Origin of the sequence: Pedobacter jejuensis, from assembly GCF_003725795.1 — a bacterium.
Taxonomy (GTDB): Bacteria; Bacteroidota; Bacteroidia; order Sphingobacteriales; family Sphingobacteriaceae; genus Pedobacter; species Pedobacter jejuensis.
The window spans coordinates 628,439-649,721 of sequence record NZ_RBEE01000023.1 but is presented as its reverse complement, the minus strand read 5'-3'; the positions used below and the strand labels follow the sequence as shown (position 1 = coordinate 649,721).

The following is a 21,283-nucleotide window of genomic DNA, read 5'->3' as shown; positions in this document are numbered from 1 at the left end:
ATTAAAAATTCCGATATTGCATAAAATCCCGACGGTCTATTTGCATGCCATTCCCATTAAAAAGCGCTCTGAAAGATAAATTCAGTTATTATTTATTTTTATTAATTATAGTTTTAGGCGTATTTTTAAGATTATACCATTACTTCATCAATAGGTCTTTGTGGTTGGATGAGGGCTATTTAGCATCAAGTTTGTTAAATTTTAACTTTCAGCAGCTATTAACAAAACCATTAGATTATCAGCAAAAGGCACCAATAGGATTTCTTTTAATAGTAAAATTATTTCTAAATATTTTTGGTCATAATGAGTATGGATTAAGAATCGTACCGCTTTTATCAGGATTATTATCAATCCTAATATTTATTCCAGTTACAAAGTATTTCTTAAAACGCACTGGTATTTTGGTTGCAATGGCGATTTTATGTATTTCGCCGGCATTTATTTATCACTCTGTAGAGATTAAGCAATATTCTACCGAATTGCTATGTTCGATTTTATCATTTTACCTGTTTATTAAATATAGAACACTAAACGGTTTTAAAGAAATAATTATCTGGAGTTTAGGCGGATCTATTACACTTTGGTTTTCGTTTTCTGCAATTTTTATATTAGGTGGCATTGGTTTAGGCTTATCGATTTACTATTTGATAAAAAAACAATGGAATATTTTATTTAAAAGTTTAATACCATTTATCATCTGGTTGATAAGTTTTATTTTACTGTTTGTTTTTTTTATTAATAAAACTCCAGATGCTGAATGGGTAGTTAATTGGTTTAGATTTTATGGAGATTTTATGCCATTACCACCTAAATCTGTTTTAGATTTAAGTTGGTTTTTTACAAGCTTTTACAGGATGTTGGATTATCCTATGGGTTTACTTTGGAATTTTGTTGAATCGGGAACGCAAACTCATTTTTATACTCCATTTATTAAGATGCCATTCTTGCCATTTATCTTATTGGGTGCAGGAATTTATTTTAGTTTTAAAAAGTCGCTCCAAAATTTTAATGTACTGGTGTTTCCACTGCTATTGGTATTGCTTGCTTCTGGCTTAGAACTTTATCCGCTAACAGAAAGGTTTTGGCTGTTTTTAACACCAATCTTTATGCTATTGATAGGTATCGGTTTGGACTGTTTAATTAGGAGTAAGCCATTAAAAATCATTATCGTTTTCCTACTATTAATCTCACTTGTAATTCAATCCTTTCAATCTATTACAAACAGTGCTACATTTTATAAACACAAAAAATCATATCAAAAAGAGTCATTTGATATGATAAACAAAGAATTTAAAGCTGGAGATGCTGTTTATGTTTATTGGAATGAATTGCCCGGATTTAAAGTTTACTCGAATTTAAAAAAATATAAGTTTAATGCTATTGAAGGTCAGGATTTTAGATGGAATTCTAAAAATCTTGCTGAATATAACGCGAAATTGGATTCAGATTTTAAAAAAATTAAAAATAATAAAAGAGTTTGGGTTATCTTTAACAACAAATTTCTATCAAATGTTGGTGATCCTATTAGCATGCCAAAATGGTATTACGAAAATAAGAATCTTCCTGCAGCAAATTTAAAAACAGAATTATCGAAAATAGGGAAGTTTATTAAAACATCAAACACGGCTGATGTTAGCGTTTATCTCTATCAAATTACAAATCAACCCAACAAAATTAATCCCTAATAATGCGTGTTGCTCATATTATAATGGTTCATAAAAATCCGACGCAGTTGTTGCGTTTGGTAAATCGTTTAAAACACCCAGGATTTGATATTTATATACATTTAGATGAAAAGGTTGATGCTGTTGAATTTAAGCTACTGGAGCATTTGCCGCAAACATATTTTATCAAAAAAAGAGTAAATTGTAACTGGGCAGGCTGGAGTTTTACCAGAGCAATAGTTCAATCGCTTAAAGAAGTTATCGCTACTAAACAGCATTATGATTTTATCAATTTAATTAGTGGTCAGGATTATCCGATACATTCTGCGGATGAAACCTACAATTTTTTTATTGATAAAATCGGTCAAAACTTTATGCATATAGAAAAAAAGGAATCGGTTTGGTACCAGGAAGGGCGTGATAGATTTGAGAAATTCCACTTTACAGATTCAGGATTAAAAGGCAAATATCTTTTACAAAACGTAGTTAATTCCATAGCCCAAAAAAGGAAACTACCTGATGATATGGAATTTTACGGGGGTAGTAACTCTTCTTGGTGGACAATCACTCACGATTCTGCAGCTTATGTGGTAAGTAAGCTGTATAGGAATTCGAAATTTCATGATTTTTTTAAATACACATGGGGTTCTGATGAATTTGTTATAGCAACTGTAATCATGAATTCTGAACACAGTAAACATACCAATCATGATAATCTACGTTACATAGATTGGTCTGAAGGTAAGCCCAATCCGAAATATTTAGGCATCGCAGATTTATCTAAAATCGTTGATTCTAAAATGATTTTTGCAAGGAAATTCGACATCGATTTAGATTCTGCAATATTGGATGAATTGGATAAATATTAATATCTATTTCAATTTCCAAAAAGAACCCTGGTAGCGAAATGGTTTAAAGTTTATATAATATTTTTGAGATTCGGATATAAAATCAAACTCCAATTCGTAATTTTTCCTGATTTGATTTTCTAATTTATTTTTCCCAAAAAAGATGCAAGGATATGAAGCCTCTATGCCATAAAACACAGGAGGAACCTTTTGAATCGTTATTCTATCATCCTCGGTATCATTATATCCAACTAAATCAAGCATTAGGTATGGTATATTAAATGATTGTAGGTGATTTAGAAAATTATATGGTTCTTTGATGTATTGTAAAGTGCTTGAAATCAAAAGTATATCAGGTGTTTTTCCATCTGCAATACATTCTTCTATTGTATAATAAAATTTAACATGAGCATTTTCAAATGATTTTTTACCAACTTCTACATAGTTAGCTTGCTCAATAATGCACCAGTTTAATTCTACTAAATGTGATAGATACTTGATGCACTGGTAATAGGAGGTTCCTAATGACCCGCCAAAATCTATTAGTGTTAATTTATTTCCATTTCTACCAGCAACTAACAGTAATATGCTTAATAAAGTGTGGTTAACTTGTACTTCATCATATATAATTCCATCCCTTTCATAAATAGCCACTCCATCTCTTACCTTACCGGTTGTTTCTACAATTCTATTTAATATATGACTTTCATCGTAACCCGTACAATGCTCCTTGGCTTCATCAAATGATTTGAAATTACCTTTCCAGCCATATTTGAAACTAAACCAACGTAATGTATTTAATACTGGTGGAGCAAGTTCTTTTAATAAATAGTGCATCAAATGGATTAATTAAATTGATTTATAATCTCAACAACTTTATGTATATCATTTTCTGTGTGAGCAAATGAGCATGGCAAACTTAATGTAGTGGCATGTATTTCTTCTGATATTGGATAACTCAAATTATTTAGCTGGTAAAGCGCTTGTTGCTTATGTGGAGCAACTGGATAATGGATTTCTGTATCAATATTGTTTGCTGATAAAAAAGCTTTTAATCTATCTCTTTCTTTATGCCTAATATTATAAATGTGGTAAACATTACCAAAGTCGTTATCAATTGTTGGTTTAACAAAATTATTATTCAAGTTACTTTGATATATGGAGGCTAAAGTTTTCTTATGGTTATTGATTTCGGTTAGGTAAGGTAATTTAACTCTTAAGAAAGATGCTTGCACTTCATCCAAACGGGAGTTATAGCCAATTATACCATTATGATATTTCTTTTCCGAACCATAATTTCGCAATTGCCTAAGCTTAATATAATCCTCTTCAGTTTTACAAATTATCGCTCCGGCGTCGCCCAGTGCACCAAGGTTTTTTGTTGGATAGAAACTAAAACAACCATATTCACCAAAAGTACCGGCTAATTTTCCTTTGTATTTGGCACCATGAGCCTGGGCACAATCTTCAACAATTTTTAAGTTATTTTGATTAGCTATATTAATTATAGGTTCCATTTCACAGCATTGACCATATAAATGAACTACCATAATAGCGACGGTTTTCGACGTTATAGCACCCTCGATTTTTTTAGGATCTATATTGTATGTTTCCATATTTGGTTCAACAAATACAGGCACTAAATCGCATTGCAAAATTGCTAAAATGCTAGCTATGTAAGTATTTGATGGCACAATAATTTCATCACCTTTTTTAAAATTGCAGCACTTTAACGAAAGGATTAGTGCATCTAAACCGTTGGCAACACCAACCACATAATTTTCATAGTGATAGTTGGCAAATTCTTTTTCAAATTGTGCAACTTCATTACCAAGTATATACCAGCCACTATTTAAAAAATCGTTAAATTTTAATTTAAAAGCTTCTTCGAACGGTTTATTTAGAGCCTTTAAATTCTCATAAGGTATTCTCGTATGGCTCATAAATATAATCTTTGGGGTCAAATGCTGTTGAAGCAAGAACTAATAGTATTGCATCTTCCGTAAAACTATGCATCACATGCCAATCGTTAGGCTCTAAAATCAGGCACTTTTCAGGCGTATCTAAATCGAATATTTCAGTTTTTTGTCCGTCGTTGTTGGTTATTTTACAAGATCCTTTAATGCAAATAGCTGCCTGATAAGTATTGTGATGTCTGTGACCACCACGATCTGAATCATCCACTGCATAGATGTAAAAGAGGCGTTTAATTTCAAAATTGACAACCCTATCTAATACGGTTAAAATTCCGCGACTGTCTTTATATGTTGTGAGGTTTATGATATGACCCATGTGAATGCTGTAAAGATTGTTAAAAGTTGAGTATCAATTAAATCCAATAATTTTTTGCTTTTGGTTTCATTTACCTTTCTGGCGAAAAGCATGTTAGAATTTTTCAAAGCATCAAAATCACTTTCATCTAGCACTTTGGGATTTACACCTCCTAATGACCAGTCTATATATCTGTAATTTTCGTTTTTAATCTTATCTTTAAATGGCGAGTTTAATAACATGGTTTGAAATACAAACTCGTCACTTCCCCAACAGAGTGAAAAGAAATTAATTAGTTTTTTATCACTTTCTACTTTTGTAACTACATACATGGCAGCTTTCGGACTTAGCATCCAAAACATTGATTTGCCATAAGGATGCAAATTGTAAGGTAACTTCCTTTTAGGCATAACGTAGTTAATTAAATTTTCTAAGGTAGTTTTGCCTTTAAAATTGTAATTGGCTAAGAAGTACTTTTCCATTCTTATCAAACCCTCTTTCCAATCGTTTTTGATGTCTTTATAGCTTAAGAACTCTTTATCACTTTTTTCAAAAAATTCGGCTAAAAAAGCTGCAGGTTTTAGGGGATAATCTTGGCCACTTAAAAAATTGATGTACTTATAATCAATGCCTCTGTTAACAATTTCTTTTATGCATTCAAATGTTGCCTTTACGGTGTTAAATCCAGCCCATTTAACATCAATTCTATTGTTGATAAAATAAACGTTAGGTATTTTTTTTAAAAAAAGATGAGGGTTAATGTCGAATTTTTTATCAACATGAATATAAAAATCGAAGTTTTCATGCATCATGTTGTTAATCATTCTCTCTGTCTGGTGAGGGTCTGTGTATGTTAAAATAAGGTGAGCTATGCGCATTTTTTCGATTAGGATGATGTAATTATTTAATAATCTACAGATACTCTAAATACTCAAAGTAGCTTGTGTAACATTAGATTTGTTAATTACCAAAAGGGACAATGTCCAAATTTAGGAATATATATTAAAACAGAGTCCTGATTATGGGATAATAATTATTCTTTTCTGTATAATTTCAGATACTTTATATTACATGTTTGATTAACTAATTTACAACAAACTACTACAGATTTAGTTTTATTTATATTATCTAGTTGGTGGTAATTTCGTTATTTTTACCCAATAATGAAGTCAGTATCAATCATCACCGTTAATTTCAATCAACATCAGGTTAATCTAGATTTTTTAAATTCACTAAAGCAAAACCCTTCTAAACATGACCTAGAAGTTGTTTTTGTGGATAATGGAAGTAGAGAAGAATTTGAGCAGGAATACAAATTAATTTATCCGGAATTAATTTATGTGCGCTCTAATCATAACCTTGGTTTTGCCGGCGGCAATAACCTGGGAATTGAAAAAGCAACAGGTGATTATCTATTACTTTTAAATAATGATACTGAAATTACTTCCAGCACCATAGATGTTTTGGTTAATGAAATGGAAAGTAATGCCCAGATTGGTTTAATATCTCCTTTGATTTTGTATTACGACGAGCCTGATACCATTCAGTACGCTGGCTTTACGGAAATGAACTACCTTACCTGCAGAAACAGTGGTATTGGGAGCATGCAGCAAAATAAAGGTCAGTTCGATAATGATAGCAGAATTACTGGATATTGCCACGGTGCGGCAATGATGTGCAGAAGAACTGATTTAGATCATGTTGGTTTAATGGCTGATGAATTTTTTCTGTATTATGAAGAATTAGATTGGTGTGAACGATTTAAAAAAGCAGGTTTGCAAATTTGGTTTACAGGAAAAACTAAAATCTACCATAAAGAATCGATGAGTGTAGGGAAGGAGAGTGCTATAAAAACTTACTTCATGACTCGTAACAGGATGCTATTTATAAAAAAAAACACAAGCATTATTAACACAATTTTATTTAGTTTGTACTATATTTTTATAGCCTGCAGCAAACAAATTATAACTTACCTTTTAAAAAATAGATTGGATTTAGTAAAGTGGACATTTAAGGGTGTCTCTTGGAATTTAACTCATTCTAAAAACAGTAAAAACTTAGGTTTTAAAATTTAAACATCCCAAATGATTATAGCTTTCTGGATTTCTCTATTCCTGATAATTTACACTTTTGTAGGTTATGGTTTTTTATTATTACTATTGGTTAAGATAAAAAGACGCTTTACAAAACCCTTTTCCTTTAGTAATGATGCAGAATTACCCACTGTTACCATTCTGGTTGCTGCATGGAACGAACAAGATATTATTGATGAAAAAGTTTTAAATACCATCGATTTAGATTATCCGAAAAATAAAATGCAGGTTATTTTTATCACTGATGGCTCTACGGATGAAACCGCAGAAAAGATAAGTAAATACAGCGAAATTGAGCTGTTGCATGAAAATATTAGAACTGGTAAAATGGCTGCTATTAAAAGAGCTATGCCTTTTGTTAAAAACGAAATTTTAATATTTACTGATGCAAATACCTTTTTAAATAAGGCAGCTATAAATGAACTTGTTAAGCATTATCAAAACCCTAAAGTGGGTGCAGTTGCCGGTGAAAAGAGAATAATGGTAGAAGAACTTGCTGATGCTAGTTCTGCAGGCGAGGGTTTTTACTGGAAGTATGAATCGAAATTAAAAAAATGGGATTACGAACTTTATTCTAATGTGGGGGCAGCTGGTGAGCTTTTTAGTATTAGAACAGCCCTTTATCAGCCGGTTGAATCGGATACGATTATTGATGACCACCTGATTGCCATGCGTATTGCTGAAAAGGGCTTTATAATCGCCTATGAACCAAATGCTTATGCATCAGAAACATCATCAGCAAATGTGAAAGAAGAGCTGAAAAGAAAGATAAGAATGGCAGCCGGAGGAATCCAATCTATTTTAAGGTTAAAGAAAGCCGCCAATCCTTTTCATTATCCAGTGCTTACATTTCAGTATATATCTCACCGGGTTTTAAGGTGGACAATAACACCGTTTTTATTAATCTTGCTTGTTATTCTTAACCTGATAATTGTGCTAAACACCGATTTGATATTATATCAAATAATTCTAGTTGCTCAACTTTTATTTTACTTTTTAAGTGCGTTGGGTTGGTTTTTCGAACGCAAAAACATTAAAATAAAAGCATTTTTTATCCCTTATTATTTTTGTATTATGAATTATGCTGTGTTAGCAGGAATGATTCGTTATTATAAAAAGAATCAAAGTGCAGCTTGGGAACGTTCACTACGAAAGACTTAAAAAGGGGATTATTCCTTCGATTTTAAAAAATCATAAACATCTTTACGCACAAAAGTTCTTTTCATCATATAGGTAGAATGAACCATAACATATCCTGCTTTAAGAAGCTGATTTGATGATTTTCTTATTCTAAGCTTATGTGCTAAATCTTTTTTATGGTAAACTTCATCAAACTCAATACAAATAATTTTGATATCGAGTTTATCTTTTATAATGCTATCAATGACTGTGTATTCAGCGCCTTCAATCTCTATTTTAACCAAATCTACTGACATGTGACCAAACTCCTGCATAAAGTTCTTTAACTTATCTACAGGTGCTTCAATATAATCGTCAGAATCTTGGAAGAGATAAACAGAATGAGAAATATAATTATCTAATTGTGGTGCGTAAAATTTTAAGGTTGTTTTTTCATTCCATACACCTTTGTTTACGTATGTTATTTCATTTATCTGTTTGCTATTTAAACGATAAAGGAAATTTTTATCATCAAAAACTCCAAATGTTTCGCCCTTTTCTAATGTATTTTTTAATTTTTTGAAATAGTTTATACCTTCAGGCATTGGGTCAAAAATGAAGACATTCGAATCGAATAAAACTTTTAGTTCTGTATCAAACGATATATCTTCTCCAGCACCTATGCAATAGCATATAGAATTTTTATCTAAATAATTATTTGGAATGGTATAACCGTGATGTTCAGAACCAACATGAATCAAGTTCTGAAGTGGTTTAACATGCGAGTATGGGTGAAATTTAATTATTTTCTTTAAAGTTTCTTTAAGAGCAGCCATAATTTTGCTTTATTTAGATTTGAAAATTTAAACGATTGTTAGATTGAACGTAATAAAAATTACAAGGAGATATCCGAAATTTTATTTCAAACTATTTCCAATTTTACAACCAAGCCATGCATAACTATGCATTGTTAGTGCTTTAACTAGTCCTTGGCGTCTTTTAAAATCCCAGACATCTTTTAAAAACGGCTTATAATTTTTTTCATTTAACTGATCGAACGCTACAGAAATGGTAGTGGTTAGCGAATAAGCTGAATGCCATGTACCAAATGGTATAAATAATGTTTCGCCAGGGCCAACTGTAAAGTTAATTGGTGTAGCATCTTTATATTTAGGGAATTTTTCATAATCAGGCTCGAAAATATTCACCTCCGAGCGCCACGGGTCATCGGCTTTTGGGTAAAGGAAATCCTCCTGTCCACGTGGGAAAACAGTAAACTGCTTTTCTCCATATAATTGTGTAATCCAGGCATTTAAATGGTAATAATCTAAATGCAGGTATGGAAATTTACCACCTGGGCCGCCAATAAATAGTTCTGTTGCACTACCCCAATAACCTTTTTTAAACCATTGACTCTCTAACCAATTTGGTAATGCATAGTTTAAGTTTAACGGTTGAATGAGCGGTAACAATTCAGGTATATCTGTAGTAATATTATATTTTAAAGGATATGGTGCAGGATTTTCGACCGTGCTGTTTTCTACCAGATCAAAAACCTCGCTCATGGTATAAGATTTACCTTCTTTATTTAAAACCCTTTCGCCGTAATTAGTTTTAAACCATTCCGGAACGAATAATCCTTTGGCTTTCCAAACACTGGAAGCATTTTTAAAAACAACCGGAATACCTGGTTCGTAGAAATTTTTTAAAAATTCCTGGTGTGTAATGTTATCAACTCTTTGAATTTCCATGGGATGAAAATGATGTTTGGAATGCAATTATAATTATAAATTTTAGTTTGGGCGTATTTGTTAATTAAGATATTCTGGAGGTTTAAACATTTCTTTATGCAAAATTTACGATATGAATTAATGTTTTAAATGCCAATATTTATAAATGCTTTGATGGTCTGGTGATGCTGTACTTAAAAAATATCCATCGTTTAATTTTAAACTTTTTAGCTCATAAAAAACGCCAAATCGCTCTGTTTTCTCTTCTGTGCAATTTATTGTCGGAAGATTGTCTGTTAAACCTTCTCCGGTTGCTTTTAATAAGGCCTCTTTCCTTGTCCAGAAAAGATAGAAGCTATCTAAATCTGTAATTCTTTTAATTTCTTCTTCTTTAAAACATTGATGGATAAGCTCTTGGTAATCCAAAACTGGGTTTATCGCCTCGATATCAATACCAACAGCATACGGGCTAATTGCTAAAACAACATAATCTCCACTGTGGCTTATGTTAAAATTTATATTATTTATATATGGTTTTTTGTATTCATTAAACTGAAAATGTATATCGGCAGGCTTCTTGTTTATCATTTTAGCCAAAATCATTTTGCTATAAAACTTACCAATAACATATCTTTTAGTATCCCTCGCTTGTTTAAATTTACTCGCTTTAGTTAACTCATCGGCGGTTAAAATTTGTTTGCAATTATTTTTTATTGCTTGATATTTATCAAGTGAAATTTTAAAAATATTTATAAAGTGTTTATTTACAAGTGTTCTTTCCTCATAATCTTCCCATAGCAGTTTATCATTTATCAGGTTGTCCAATTTATTCTATCAGTAATCGATGGTTTTTAAAACTCTATTTAATTGGTCTGACAAAATTTTAACATATTCAGGTTTAAAGAACTGAAGATGTTCAAGCGGAATATCAATTACAGTTAATTTTCCATTGATGTAGGGTTCCCATCCATTTGTTTCTGAATGCGGTACGTAGCTTAATAAGATGTCATTTGATTTAAATAAATGTACATCTACATCATATTTTTTGATTTTATATTTTTTAAAGGCTTTTGCATGTACAGATTGAATGTTGCCTAATACATATTTTGGGTTTGATAAATCTTTTTTAGTTGGTTTTATTTTTTTATAAATATTGTACATGGTGCCTAAGCTAAAACTCACTTTATGGCGAAGGAATTCTTTTGGATGTTTGAATAGATAAACAAAGCCAAAACCTACAAATTTGAATGTCCAATTTATAATTTCTTTGTGATTGTTTTCACTAGCCAATTGTATATAACTTTCTCCATCAAAATAAGTATCTAAAAGTCCTAGAAATGAAACCTTTTTGCCTATTTTTTCCATTTGGTAGGACATTTCTAATGCAATTGTTCCGCCAGATGAGTAGCCCATAAGTAAATATGGTCCGTTAGGATTATTAGCTAAAATTTCATTAACATAATCTGCAGCAATTTCTTCGATTGTATTGGATGGTTCAATTTCAGGATTTAAACCCTTCGGTTGCAAGCCGTATATTGGCCTTTCAGGATCTATTTCTTTAGCTAACGGCTTAAATACAATAATATTCATGCCCTGTCCATGAACAATATATAGAGGTGCTTTTGTGCCAGATGATTTGATTGGAATTAGAGAATCCCAATTGATATCTTGCTTTGACTTATTTAATTGTTGCGCAAATTTTTCTACAGTGGAATTATCAAATAGAATGGAGAGCGGCAATCGCAAATTTGTTTGCTTTTCTATTTCTACCATAACTTTTATAGCAATCATAGAGTGTCCACCAAGCTCGAAAAAATCGTCTTTTATACTGATTTTTTCAAGATTTAGGTTTTTTGCCCAAATATTCGCAACAAGTGTTTGTATTTCATTTTGTGGCTCGACAAATCCTTCTATATCTGGCTGATTTCCTGCATTGAACTCCGGCAGTGCCTTTCTGTCAACTTTACCATTTGATGTTAAAGGAAGTTTATCGAGCTCAAGAAAGATTTTAGGAACCATGTATTCTGGCAGTTGCTTTCTTAAAAACTGAACTATCTCATCTTTATCGAAATTACTGTTCAGCACAACATATGCAACTAACTCCTTTTCTCTTTGGTCAACTTCTACTGCAAAAACCGCAGATTGCTTTACATTTTGATGCTTTTGTAATGCATTCTGAATTTCACCCAATTCTATTCTATTGCCTCTAATTTTAATCTGGTCGTCAATTCTTCCTAAGTATTCTATATCACCGCTGGCTAACCATTTAACCAAGTCGCCGGTTTTATAAATCTTTTCTTCATTCCTGTTATTCGGGTTTTTTATGAATACGCTATCAGTGAGTCCATCATTATTAAGATACCCTTTTGCCAGACCTAAACCACCAATATAAAGTTCGCCAGGAACACCGATTGGACAAATTTTTAAATTTTTATTTAATACATATATAGATGCATTTGAAAATGGTCTTCCAATTGGAATAATTACGGGATAATCATAATTTTTATCAACCAAATGAATCAATTTACCTATTGTGGTTTCTGTTGGACCATAATGGTTCACAATTTGGCAAGATGCATTTGAGGCTTTTATTAGCTTGATGTATTCTGCAGGCAATGCTTCACCACCAAACATTAAAATCTTATGCGGTGCTAATAATCGCTTTTGAGACATTAAAAACTTCCATTGAGAGGGAACAATTTTCAGAAAATCAATTGGATTATTAATAAAATACTGATGAATATAATCGGCGTTGTTGAATCTGTCTTTTGCGAAAATATGAAGTTGAGCACCTAATGTTAGCGCACTAAATAGGGTAGTATTGCCCAAATCGGTTGAAATTGCAGAACCAAGTGCAAAACTTATGCACCCTTCTAAACCAGGGATTTTATTTCTTAAGCCAAATAGGTAATCAGTTAATGCAATGTGCTGAATCATAACACCTTTTGGGTTTCCTGTTGAACCGGAAGTATAGATGATATAAGCTAGAGAATCGGGATCAGAAACTAACGATGGTTTTGATGAGTTTTCTTTCCAGGCAGGAGCTGTATGATCATCTATGGCAATTATTTCTAGAGCTGGTAATTCATTGAGTTTTTTAGCAGTTACGCCGTCGCCAATGATGAGTTTAGAGTTTATTTCATCAGTAATGATCTTAATGCGGCAAATAGGATATTCCGGATCTATTGGAACATAAGCACAACCTGCTTTTAATATTCCGAATATCCCTATAACCGTTTCCAAAGATGGATGTATGCAAATTGGAATTAGTCCATTTTTTGGTAAACCTTTGTTTAATATATAATGAGCGAGTTGATTAGCCTTTATATTTAATTCTTTGTAGGATAGCGATTTACCTTCGCATACAACAGCAATGTTGTTAGCTTTGATTGTTACTACATTTTCAAATAAATCGAGGATGGTAAGGTTTTGAGGGAAATTTAGGCTTGATGGTGTTATGTTTGGAAAGGGATTTACATTTGAAACAGTATCAGCAATTAACGTATCAGGATTATCGGAAATAACTGTAAGCAATGAAACGAAATCATTCATCATTCTATTTATCGTTTCAGAAGTAAATAGCTGTGTATTATAAGCCCATTCAAAAATCATCGAATCTTTTGAGCCATTAACATTTAATGAAATTTCGAAGGTTTGCGATACTCTAGGATTTGATATAATTTGATGCCTTAAGCCTGAAAAATTAACAGCATCATCCATGCCTCTATCAACATTGAAAACAACAGGAACCAATGGGATATTGGCTTTGTTCCTTTTAATATTTAACTTTTTTAATAATTCGCTAAAAGTTAATCGCTGATGGTCATAAGCATCCAGTATTTCATTTTTTCTTTTTAATAAGTAATTTATAAATGAAACATTTGGGTCTATTTTACTACGTAATGGCAATAGATTAACACAATGACCAATTAAATTTAAATTTTCAGATGCCAATTGCCCAGCTGCTGGTAAACCCAAAACTATATCTTCCTGTCCGGTTTGGTTATACAAAAAAACTTCAAACGCAGCAATTAAGGTAGATACAACACTACTTTTTGATTTGACTGACAGGCTTTTAACTGAATCATAAAGTTTAGCATCTACTACATAATCATTTCTTTTACCCTGGTAAGTTCTGGTTGTTGGACGGCTAAAATCCAGAGGCATATCTAATACAGGAACATCATCTTTAAATAGATTAAGCCAAAATTCTTGTGTTTGAATATATTCTTTTGTGCGACTAAAAGCTACCTGCTCAATTGCATAGGTACTTATTTGATCTGGAGCTTGAAGTTTAGATTTAATTCCGCCTAAGCAAGCATTGTAGCAATTGCTTAAATCTTCGAGAATAATTCCTAGCGACCAGCCATCTCCAATAATATGATGAATGATTATGGTAAAGTAATGTGTTTCGTCATCAAGTTTATGAACAAATAATTTAAATAACGGACCATCGTAAAGTTGAAAAGGAATACTAATCTCATTTTGTACAAAAGCTTTTAGTTCTTCTTTTATCCGAGCTGAATCAATATGGGAAAAATCATTAAAAATAATTTGGTCATCTACCTGATTGTAAACAATTAAGTTCTCGCCATCTTTAGAAATTGTTGATCTTAATGCTTCATGACGAGCAGTAACCATATTTACAGCTTCTTGGAAAGCCGCGAAGTTAAATCGACCACTTAAATTTAAAGAAACAGATTCGTTATATGCTAAACTTGCTGCATCGCCACCGATGATGCATGATAACCAAATCTCTTTTTGAGATTCATTTAAAATAATAACTTTTTCAATTTCTTTTCCCTCTTCAAAAGGGTTAAAATCTACTTCAATTAAGTTAGCCTCTGCCATTTTCATTAGCTAAGTTTAACCTGAAGATATTTTCCCTCTTGATTTGAATCCTGCACGAACCAGGCAGGATTTCCTTCTCTATCTTTACCAAGTTTGGCGCCCGTAACTGGTGGGTTATTTTTATCAACAACCACCTCATCAATCTTAAAATTATTATTTACTTTATTTACTGATGGAAAAAATCCTGCTTCAATCATTTCATCCATACTTTCTACAAAGCAGCTGATTATGCTATCGATGTTTTGGTAAGTTAATGTTTCTGTAATGAAACAAGGAAAACCATCCAACACATGAATTCCTTTTTCACGCATCAAAACAAACATCAATTCGCTGTATGGTATTTCTTCATAATATTTTACTTTCCATAGCGAACCATAATTTGCTACATAAATTGGTAGTTGTCTTTTATCAAATTCTGCATTAACTGCTTTTGCTAAGTAAGCACCTTTATCGTTTAAATCTTGTTGCAAAGAAGGACCTTTTTCTTTCATGTAATTTAACGATGCCTTTGCAGATGCAAGCGCTAATGGATGCCTTACAAATGTTCCGGCAAAATAGGTTACACCAATTTCTGGATATGAACCATCACCATATTCCCAGTTACCGCCATCTAATGCATCCATTAAATTGCTGTTACCAGCAATTACGCCAATTGGTACACCTGCTCCAATAACTTTACCGTATGATGCGAGGTCAGCCTTTATGCCAAATAATGCTTGTGCACCACCTGGATGCATTCTAAAACCAGTGATTACTTCATCAAAGATTAATGGAATACCAGCATCAGTTGTGATTTGTCTTACCTTTTTTAAAAATTCTATTGGCACAAATTCTGGCCTTCTGCTTTGTACAGGCTCTACCAGCACTGCTGCAATTTCGTTTGCTCGGTCTTTAATAATTGCTAAAGATTCATCGGTTCCGTAATCTAGAACCAAAATGTTTTGAACGGCCTCAGGCATAATACCTGCAGCTGCTGGAAACGACTTTAATTTTTTCGTTCCTCTTACCAATACTTCGTCATTGATGCCATGATATGAACCTGTGAAAGAAACAATTAACGAACGGGCTGTTACTGTTCTGGCAATACGAATACAGCCTAAAACCGCTTCAGAACCCGTACTACAAAGTGCAGCCCTATCAAATCCGGTAAATTCGCAGATTAATTTACTAACTTCTGCCGCCAATTCGTGTTGAGGACCAACTTCATAACCTTTTTCAATTTGTTCATGCATGGCAGTCTTAATCACATCAGGCTGATAACCTAACATGTTCGATCCAAATCCATTTAAAGCATCGATGTATTCATTTCCATCAATATCCCATAATTTACTTCCACTCGATTTATTTACGACGATTGGGTAAATGAGTTCTTTAGTTGCTGGCCTAAAGCCTGAAACAACTCTAGGGTCGGCCATGTACGACCTGCTATTCTTTGTGTATTCTTTACTTTTAACTGTTTTTTTATTGTACCGTTCGGTCAAATTTGAGATAAAATTTAATTGTTTTTGATTTAAATCATTCGATTGACGTTCAATTCTCGGCGTAGCTCCGAAAGGTTTTTTAATTTCTGCCTTTTCCTCAGCCGATAAATCAGCATCTATAGCTTTTGCCAGGCTGTGATTATTATTGTTGTTTAAGATAGTTTGTTGAACAGGTACATTATTTGTAGGCGTTTGTCCTTGCATTAATAGTATTTGCTTTGAAAGTATTTCTAGTTGCTGAGCGATTAGACTTAATGCACTATCATTACCTACAGAATTATGGTTGTTCTGTTGAGAATAGTTAAATGAAGATGTAGTGTTAGCTGCAAATTGATGATTATTTTGACTAGAAACAGGTAATGGAGTATCCTGTGGAGTGTTCTCATTTAAATATTTAACTAATGATTCTACCGATGGATATTCTTCATTTAATTTTCTGAAGGTAATTGGTAAGTTAAATTCACGTTTTAAAGAAATTGCAACTTGGGTTAATAGTAAAGAGTCTAAACCCAATTCAAGGAAATTTCTTCCCGAATCGAGTTCATTAATTTCAATACCTGATGCATCTTCTAATATTCGTTTTACTTTAGTTGTCAGGTTGGTAATTCTCATCTCATTCGTATTTAGAGGGATAATTTCAGGCGATTCATCTTTTAGAATAGTCTGTTCTTTTGCAAAGGTTTTAGTGGCCAAAGGTTCAACCCAATATCTTGTTTTATCGAATTGATAGGTTGGTATATTGATTATCTTTCTTGATTGTTCAGCATAAAAACTTTGCCAATCTGGAGTTATGCCGTTAAGCCACAATTGGCCTAAAGCATGCAGGAGGGAAGCATATTCGTTTTCCTTATTGCTTAAGCTTGATAGTACAATAGCTTTGGTAGATTTAGCAGCAGCAATTTGTTTAGTTAAAGCACTTGTTACCGTTCCTGGACCAATTTCTATAAAAACAGCATTATCACTATCAAGTATTGTTTCTATTGCTTTTGAAAATTGAACAGTTTGTCTTAAATGATTTGTCCAATAATCAATACTTAATGCTTCGTTTTCAGTTAACGTATGACCTGTTACGGTTGATATAATTTCTTTATCGGGAATGGATAAGGTTATTTGAGATACAATTTCCATGAAATCACTCAATATTGGGTCCATCATTGATGAATGAAAAGCATGGCTGGTAAGCAAAGGCTTATTAGCAATTTCTGCTCTATCTAATATTTGGGCCAATTCGGCAATTTGTTCAAATGAACCTGCAACAACACATACTTTAGGGCTATTTATGGCAGCAATAGATAGTTCGCCAAATAACAAACCTTTAACTACGTCACTATTTTCTCTAACAGAAAGCATGGCACCTGCTGGCAATTTGCTTATTAGGAGGCCTCGGTTTGCCACCAATTTTAAACCATCTTCTAAAGAAAATATGCCTGCTAAATGTGCGGCAACATATTCGCCAATGCTATGTCCGCATAATTTAGTTGGATTAATTCCCCAACTTATCCAAAGTTTAGCTAAAGCATATTCGGTAACGAAAAGTGCGGGTTGGGTATATTTTGTATCTTTTATATTTGCATTCGAAAGTTCATTTATTTCTTCAGGATAAATAACAGTTCTAATGTCTCTATCAATATAGCGTTTCAGAATTCCGGCACATTCATCAATTGCAGCTTTGTACACCGGTTCTTCGTTATAAATTGATAAACCCATGTTTAAATACTGTGCACCTTGGCCTGGAAAAGTAAATACAATTTCTTCAGGAATTTCGGTTAAAGTATTGCTGTTGTGTATATTATTCTGTGCTAATAATTCTTTTGATTGGTTAACAGAATCCGAAACTACAAAACTTCGGTAATTGAAATCTGTTCGGGTTTTTTGTAGCGTGTAAGAAACATCAGCAAGTATTTGGTCCGGTTTATCAGTTAGCCAAGTATTTAATGCTTTTGCATAGTTTTCTCTGCTAGTTACAGAATTTGCAGACCAAGTAATTAACTCAGCTGGCTTTGTTTTAGAAGCTTCCTGTTCAACATTTTTATATTCTTCAACAATTACATGAACATTTGTACCACCAACGCCAAAAGAACTCACACCGGCAATTCGATTTTTATTTTGCCAATCAGTAAGTTGTGTATTTACATAAAAAGGACTTCTAGAAAAATCAATGTTATGATTTGGGGTTTTATATCCAAGTGATGCAGGGATTTTTTTATAAGTTAGTGCTAAAGATGTTTTAATCAATCCGGCAACGCCTGCAGCATGTGTTAGGTGACCAAAATTGCTTTTAACAGAACCAATTGCACAATATTGCTTTTCAGTTTGCAAGCCAAAAGCATCAACTAAACCTTCAAATTCAATGGGGTCGCCAATTGGTGTGGCGGTTCCGTGAGCTTCCACGTAACTAATTTCAGATGCACTAATACCTGCATCTGAAATCGCAGCACTTATTGCTCCAGCTTGACCTTCGCTACTTGGTGCTGTAAAACTACTTTTAGCAAAACCGTCATTGTTTACACCAACACCTTTAATTACGGCGTAGATTTTATCACCATCTTTTATGGCTGCATCTAATTTCTTTAATAAAACGGCTCCAACACCATCACTAAAAACCGTTCCTGTAGAATTATTATCAAAAGGTGTGCAATGTCCATCTGCACTTAACATGCTACCTTCTTGATAGATATGGCCGCTATTTATTGGCGCAGTAATGCTAGAACCGCCTGCAATAGCAATTTCGCACTGGTTGGCTCGTAAACTATTAACTGCAGTTGCAACGGCTAATAACGAAGTTGAACAAGCAGAATTTACACTAACTGCCGGGCCTTTTAAGTTTAAATGATAGGCCGTTCGAGATGCAAGATAATCTTTATCATTTACAGATAAGACCTGTGTTTTCCCTTGGTTTTCAATTAAATCAGGATGGCTTAAAACATTATTTTCATAATATGTATTGTTACCGTTGCCAGCGAAAACGCCAATTACAGCATCTTTCTTTGTTGGCAAATAGCCTGTAGTTTCCAATACCTCATTCGCTACTTCAAGGAATACCCTTTGCTGAGGATCCATCAGCTCTGCTAGTTTTGGGTTTATTCCGAAAAAGGAAGCATCAAATTTATCAGCATCGGCAATTATCCCTCTGGCTTTTACGTAAGAAGAATCATTTTTTAAATAATCCGGTATGCTTTTATCAAGCTCTGCTTCAGAAAAGAAAGATGTTGATTCTCTACCTTCTACTAATAAATTCCAAAATTCTTCGATGGTATTTGCACCAGGAAATTTAGCAGCCATCCCTATAATTGCGATGTCTCTTGAATTATCTGAAATGCTATTTTCTTGCTTTAATTTGCTTTCGTTTGGATTTCTATCTAAAAATTTAACTATTTCTGCAACCGTTGGAAATTGATAAAGTTTAGTTACAGGCAAAATATAATTAAACTTTGATTTTAACTCGGCAACTGTTTTTTGAGCCAGCAAAGAGTTTCCGCCAAGTTCGAAGAAATTATCATTTACACCAATTCTATCATAAACAAAAAGCTGCTTAAAAACTTCTGCAAGTTCTATTTCTTTTTGCGAAGATGGTTTTTTAAAAATTATGCTAGAATCTGGTCTTTCGCTACTTGGTATCGGAAGCAGTTTTCTATCAACTTTCCCGCTAGTAGTTTTAGGAAATTCTGATAGCCATACAAACGCCGATGGAATCATATAATCTGGCAATTGATGTGCAATCAGCTCTTTTAATGTATTTCCTTGGTAATTTGTTTGGTCGCCAATTAAATAGGCAACCAAAATTTGCCTGCCAGGTAAATCTTCTCTTAAAAGAACTGCAACCTGACTGATGTCTTTTTGTTGTGCTATGGCTACTTCGATTTCTCCAAGTTCTACCCGATAACCTCTTATTTTAATTTGCGAATCTCTTCTGCCCAAAAATTCGATGTTTCCATCAGCAAGTTTCAGAGCTAAATCCCCAGTTCTGTAAATTCTGTTATTAGTGGAGGGCTGTGTAACAAATTTTTCATTTGTTAATTCCGGTAAATTTAAATAACCCTCGGCAAGGCAAATACCTTCAATGCATAATTCTCCGGTTTCACCATCAGGTAATTTATTTAGCTTTTCATCTAGAATTAAAATGTTTGTATTGTAAATAGGTTTACCAATATTTGGTAGGGCAGGCCATTCGGTAGGATTTCCTGATAACTTCAATTCAGTTACTACATGAGCTTCTGTTGGCCCATATTGATTGTATAAAATTGACCCTGGAATATTTGCAAAGAAATTTACAACCTGTGGAGTAACTTTAAGCTGTTCGCCAGCTGTCATAACTTCTTTTAAAGATTGTGGATACAGCCCATTTACCAATGCGCTTTCTGTGATGGATTGTAATGCAACAAAAGGTAAAAAAATTCTGTTGATTTCTTGTTCAGAAATTAAATTGAGCAGCATAAATGCATCCAATCTTACATCTTCAGAAATTAAAATTAAGTTTCCGCCTGTAATTAACGTTGCAAAAATTTCCTGAAATGAAACATCAAAGCTTAGAGGAGAAAATTGTAATGTTTTGGTGTTTACCTTTGCTAAAGATTTTTCCTTTTGCCACAAGAGTAAATTAACCAATGCACTTTCACCCATGCAAACACCTTTTGGGTTTCCTGTTGTACCTGAGGTATGCAGGATATAAATCAGCCTGTTTCTATCAGCCTCAATTGGCAAGTCAGCATCTGGTTGGGTTATGCTCTTTTCTAAACAATCTTCTATAAAAAGAATATCTGTATTTAATTCAGCGTATTTATTTTCATGCTTTTTAGAGATAAGGAAAAGTTCTGCTTCTGCATTAGCCAAAACAAATGCTGCTCTTTCCCTTGGGTAGCTAATATCAACAGGAACATAAGCACTTCCTGTTTTGATGATGGCCAGCAAACATACTATTACATCAATAGAACGCTCTGTAGAAATTGCAATTTTTGAACCAGGTTTAATGTTATTTGCAATGAAAAAATGAGCTATTTGGTTTGCTTTTTTGTTTAAATCCTTATAGGATAGAGTTATATCTCCGAAGCTTAACGCTATTTCATCCTGATACGTTTTTACGGCATCATAAATCAACTCATTTAAATTAAGTGAGGTATTAGTAGAAGAATTGATTAGAGATGAAAACATAATTTTAAATTATACTAAAAAAAGTTTTAAATATCTGTGTATAGATTCTAAACCTTTTCTTTAAAATTTAATAACAAA

The 21,283-nt window shown here is 33.0% G+C and carries 13 protein-coding genes; 4 read left to right on the top strand and 9 right to left on the bottom strand.

From position 1 onward, the window contains the following. Positions 1–44: 44 nt before the first annotated feature. Together D7004_RS13605 and D7004_RS13600 are read left to right on the top strand one after the other, a co-directional pair. Positions 45–1,685 carry a glycosyltransferase family 39 protein gene (locus D7004_RS13605; protein WP_123206379.1) on the top strand — a complete coding sequence of 547 codons (1,641 nt, stop codon included), beginning with the start codon at positions 45–47 and terminating at the stop codon, positions 1,683–1,685. Positions 1,686–1,687: 2 nt separating this feature from the next. After that, positions 1,688–2,533, top strand: a complete 846-nt coding sequence (locus D7004_RS13600) for a beta-1,6-N-acetylglucosaminyltransferase (protein ID WP_123206378.1) — start codon at positions 1,688–1,690, stop codon at positions 2,531–2,533. A 3-nt stretch (positions 2,534–2,536) separates the two neighbouring features. Here the strand turns inward: D7004_RS13600 and D7004_RS13595 are convergent, their stop codons facing one another. Genes D7004_RS13595 through D7004_RS13580 form a run of 4 tightly spaced genes read right to left on the bottom strand, consistent with a single transcriptional unit; the run spans position 2,537 to position 5,661 of the window. Beyond that, positions 2,537–3,349 carry a methyltransferase, TIGR04325 family gene (locus D7004_RS13595; protein WP_123206377.1) on the bottom strand — a complete coding sequence of 271 codons (813 nt, stop codon included), beginning with the start codon at positions 3,347–3,349 and terminating at the stop codon, positions 2,537–2,539. A gap of 8 nt (positions 3,350–3,357) precedes the next feature. Next, on the bottom strand, positions 3,358–4,455 hold the full coding sequence (locus D7004_RS13590) for a DegT/DnrJ/EryC1/StrS family aminotransferase (protein ID WP_123206376.1): 1,098 nt from the start codon (positions 4,453–4,455) through the stop codon (positions 3,358–3,360). Next, positions 4,430–4,804, bottom strand: a complete 375-nt coding sequence (locus tag D7004_RS13585) for a sugar 3,4-ketoisomerase (protein ID WP_123206375.1) — start codon at positions 4,802–4,804, stop codon at positions 4,430–4,432. The genes D7004_RS13590 and D7004_RS13585 overlap by 26 nt, the downstream gene beginning before the upstream one ends. Next, on the bottom strand, positions 4,789–5,661 hold the full coding sequence (locus tag D7004_RS13580; RefSeq protein WP_123206374.1) for a beta-1,6-N-acetylglucosaminyltransferase: 873 nt from the start codon (positions 5,659–5,661) through the stop codon (positions 4,789–4,791). Before D7004_RS13580 ends, D7004_RS13585 begins: the two co-directional genes overlap by 16 nt. Positions 5,662–5,946: 285 nt before the next feature. Here D7004_RS13580 and D7004_RS13575 point away from each other — a divergent pair, with 285 nt between their 5' ends. After that, positions 5,947–6,858, top strand: a complete 912-nt coding sequence (locus D7004_RS13575; RefSeq protein WP_123206373.1) for a glycosyltransferase family 2 protein — start codon at positions 5,947–5,949, stop codon at positions 6,856–6,858. A 9-nt stretch (positions 6,859–6,867) separates the two neighbouring features. After that, positions 6,868–8,037, top strand: a complete 1,170-nt coding sequence (locus D7004_RS13570; RefSeq protein WP_123206372.1) for a glycosyltransferase family 2 protein — start codon at positions 6,868–6,870, stop codon at positions 8,035–8,037. An 8-nt stretch (positions 8,038–8,045) separates the two neighbouring features. Here the strand turns inward: D7004_RS13570 and D7004_RS13565 are convergent, their stop codons facing one another. The 5 genes from D7004_RS13565 to D7004_RS13545 form a co-directional block, all read right to left on the bottom strand. Continuing rightward, positions 8,046–8,831 (bottom strand): FkbM family methyltransferase, encoded by a 786-nt coding sequence (locus tag D7004_RS13565; protein ID WP_123206371.1) that lies wholly within the window; start codon positions 8,829–8,831, stop codon positions 8,046–8,048. Between the two features lie 81 nt (positions 8,832–8,912). Continuing rightward, a complete protein-coding gene (locus D7004_RS13560) occupies positions 8,913–9,746 on the bottom strand; it encodes a cupin-like domain-containing protein (protein WP_123206370.1) in 834 nt (277 codons plus the stop codon). Between the two features lie 117 nt (positions 9,747–9,863). Next, positions 9,864–10,550, bottom strand: coding sequence for a 4'-phosphopantetheinyl transferase family protein (locus D7004_RS13555; protein ID WP_123206369.1), 687 nt, complete (start codon positions 10,548–10,550; stop codon positions 9,864–9,866). 9 nt (positions 10,551–10,559) lie between these two features. Then, entirely contained in the window at positions 10,560–14,582 is a 4,023-nt protein-coding gene (locus tag D7004_RS13550) for a non-ribosomal peptide synthetase (RefSeq protein ID WP_123206368.1), read from the bottom strand. After that, complete coding sequence (locus tag D7004_RS13545) at positions 14,582–21,205, bottom strand: polyketide synthase (RefSeq protein ID WP_123206367.1); 6,624 nt, start codon at positions 21,203–21,205, stop codon at positions 14,582–14,584. The genes D7004_RS13550 and D7004_RS13545 overlap by 1 nt, the downstream gene beginning before the upstream one ends. Between the last annotated feature and the right edge of the window lie 78 nt (positions 21,206–21,283).

Excerpts from the sequence above, each read along its gene's own strand:
- D7004_RS13545 (WP_123206367.1), bottom strand. The coding sequence starts at position 21,205 with ATGTTTTCATCTCTAATCAATTCTTCTACTAATACCTCACTTAATTTA.
- D7004_RS13590 (WP_123206376.1), bottom strand. The coding sequence starts at position 4,455 with ATGAGCCATACGAGAATACCTTATGAGAATTTAAAGGCTCTAAATAAA.
- D7004_RS13550 (WP_123206368.1), bottom strand. The coding sequence starts at position 14,582 with ATGAAAATGGCAGAGGCTAACTTAATTGAAGTAGATTTTAACCCTTTT.
- D7004_RS13605 (WP_123206379.1), top strand. The coding sequence starts at position 45 with ATGCCATTCCCATTAAAAAGCGCTCTGAAAGATAAATTCAGTTATTAT.
- D7004_RS13585 (WP_123206375.1), bottom strand. The coding sequence starts at position 4,804 with ATGGGTCATATCATAAACCTCACAACATATAAAGACAGTCGCGGAATT.
- D7004_RS13560 (WP_123206370.1), bottom strand. The coding sequence starts at position 9,746 with ATGGAAATTCAAAGAGTTGATAACATTACACACCAGGAATTTTTAAAA.
- D7004_RS13595 (WP_123206377.1), bottom strand. The coding sequence starts at position 3,349 with ATGCACTATTTATTAAAAGAACTTGCTCCACCAGTATTAAATACATTA.
- D7004_RS13575 (WP_123206373.1), top strand. The coding sequence starts at position 5,947 with ATGAAGTCAGTATCAATCATCACCGTTAATTTCAATCAACATCAGGTT.
- D7004_RS13570 (WP_123206372.1), top strand. The coding sequence starts at position 6,868 with ATGATTATAGCTTTCTGGATTTCTCTATTCCTGATAATTTACACTTTT.
- D7004_RS13565 (WP_123206371.1), bottom strand. The coding sequence starts at position 8,831 with ATGGCTGCTCTTAAAGAAACTTTAAAGAAAATAATTAAATTTCACCCA.
- D7004_RS13580 (WP_123206374.1), bottom strand. The coding sequence starts at position 5,661 with ATGCGCATAGCTCACCTTATTTTAACATACACAGACCCTCACCAGACA.
- D7004_RS13600 (WP_123206378.1), top strand. The coding sequence starts at position 1,688 with ATGCGTGTTGCTCATATTATAATGGTTCATAAAAATCCGACGCAGTTG.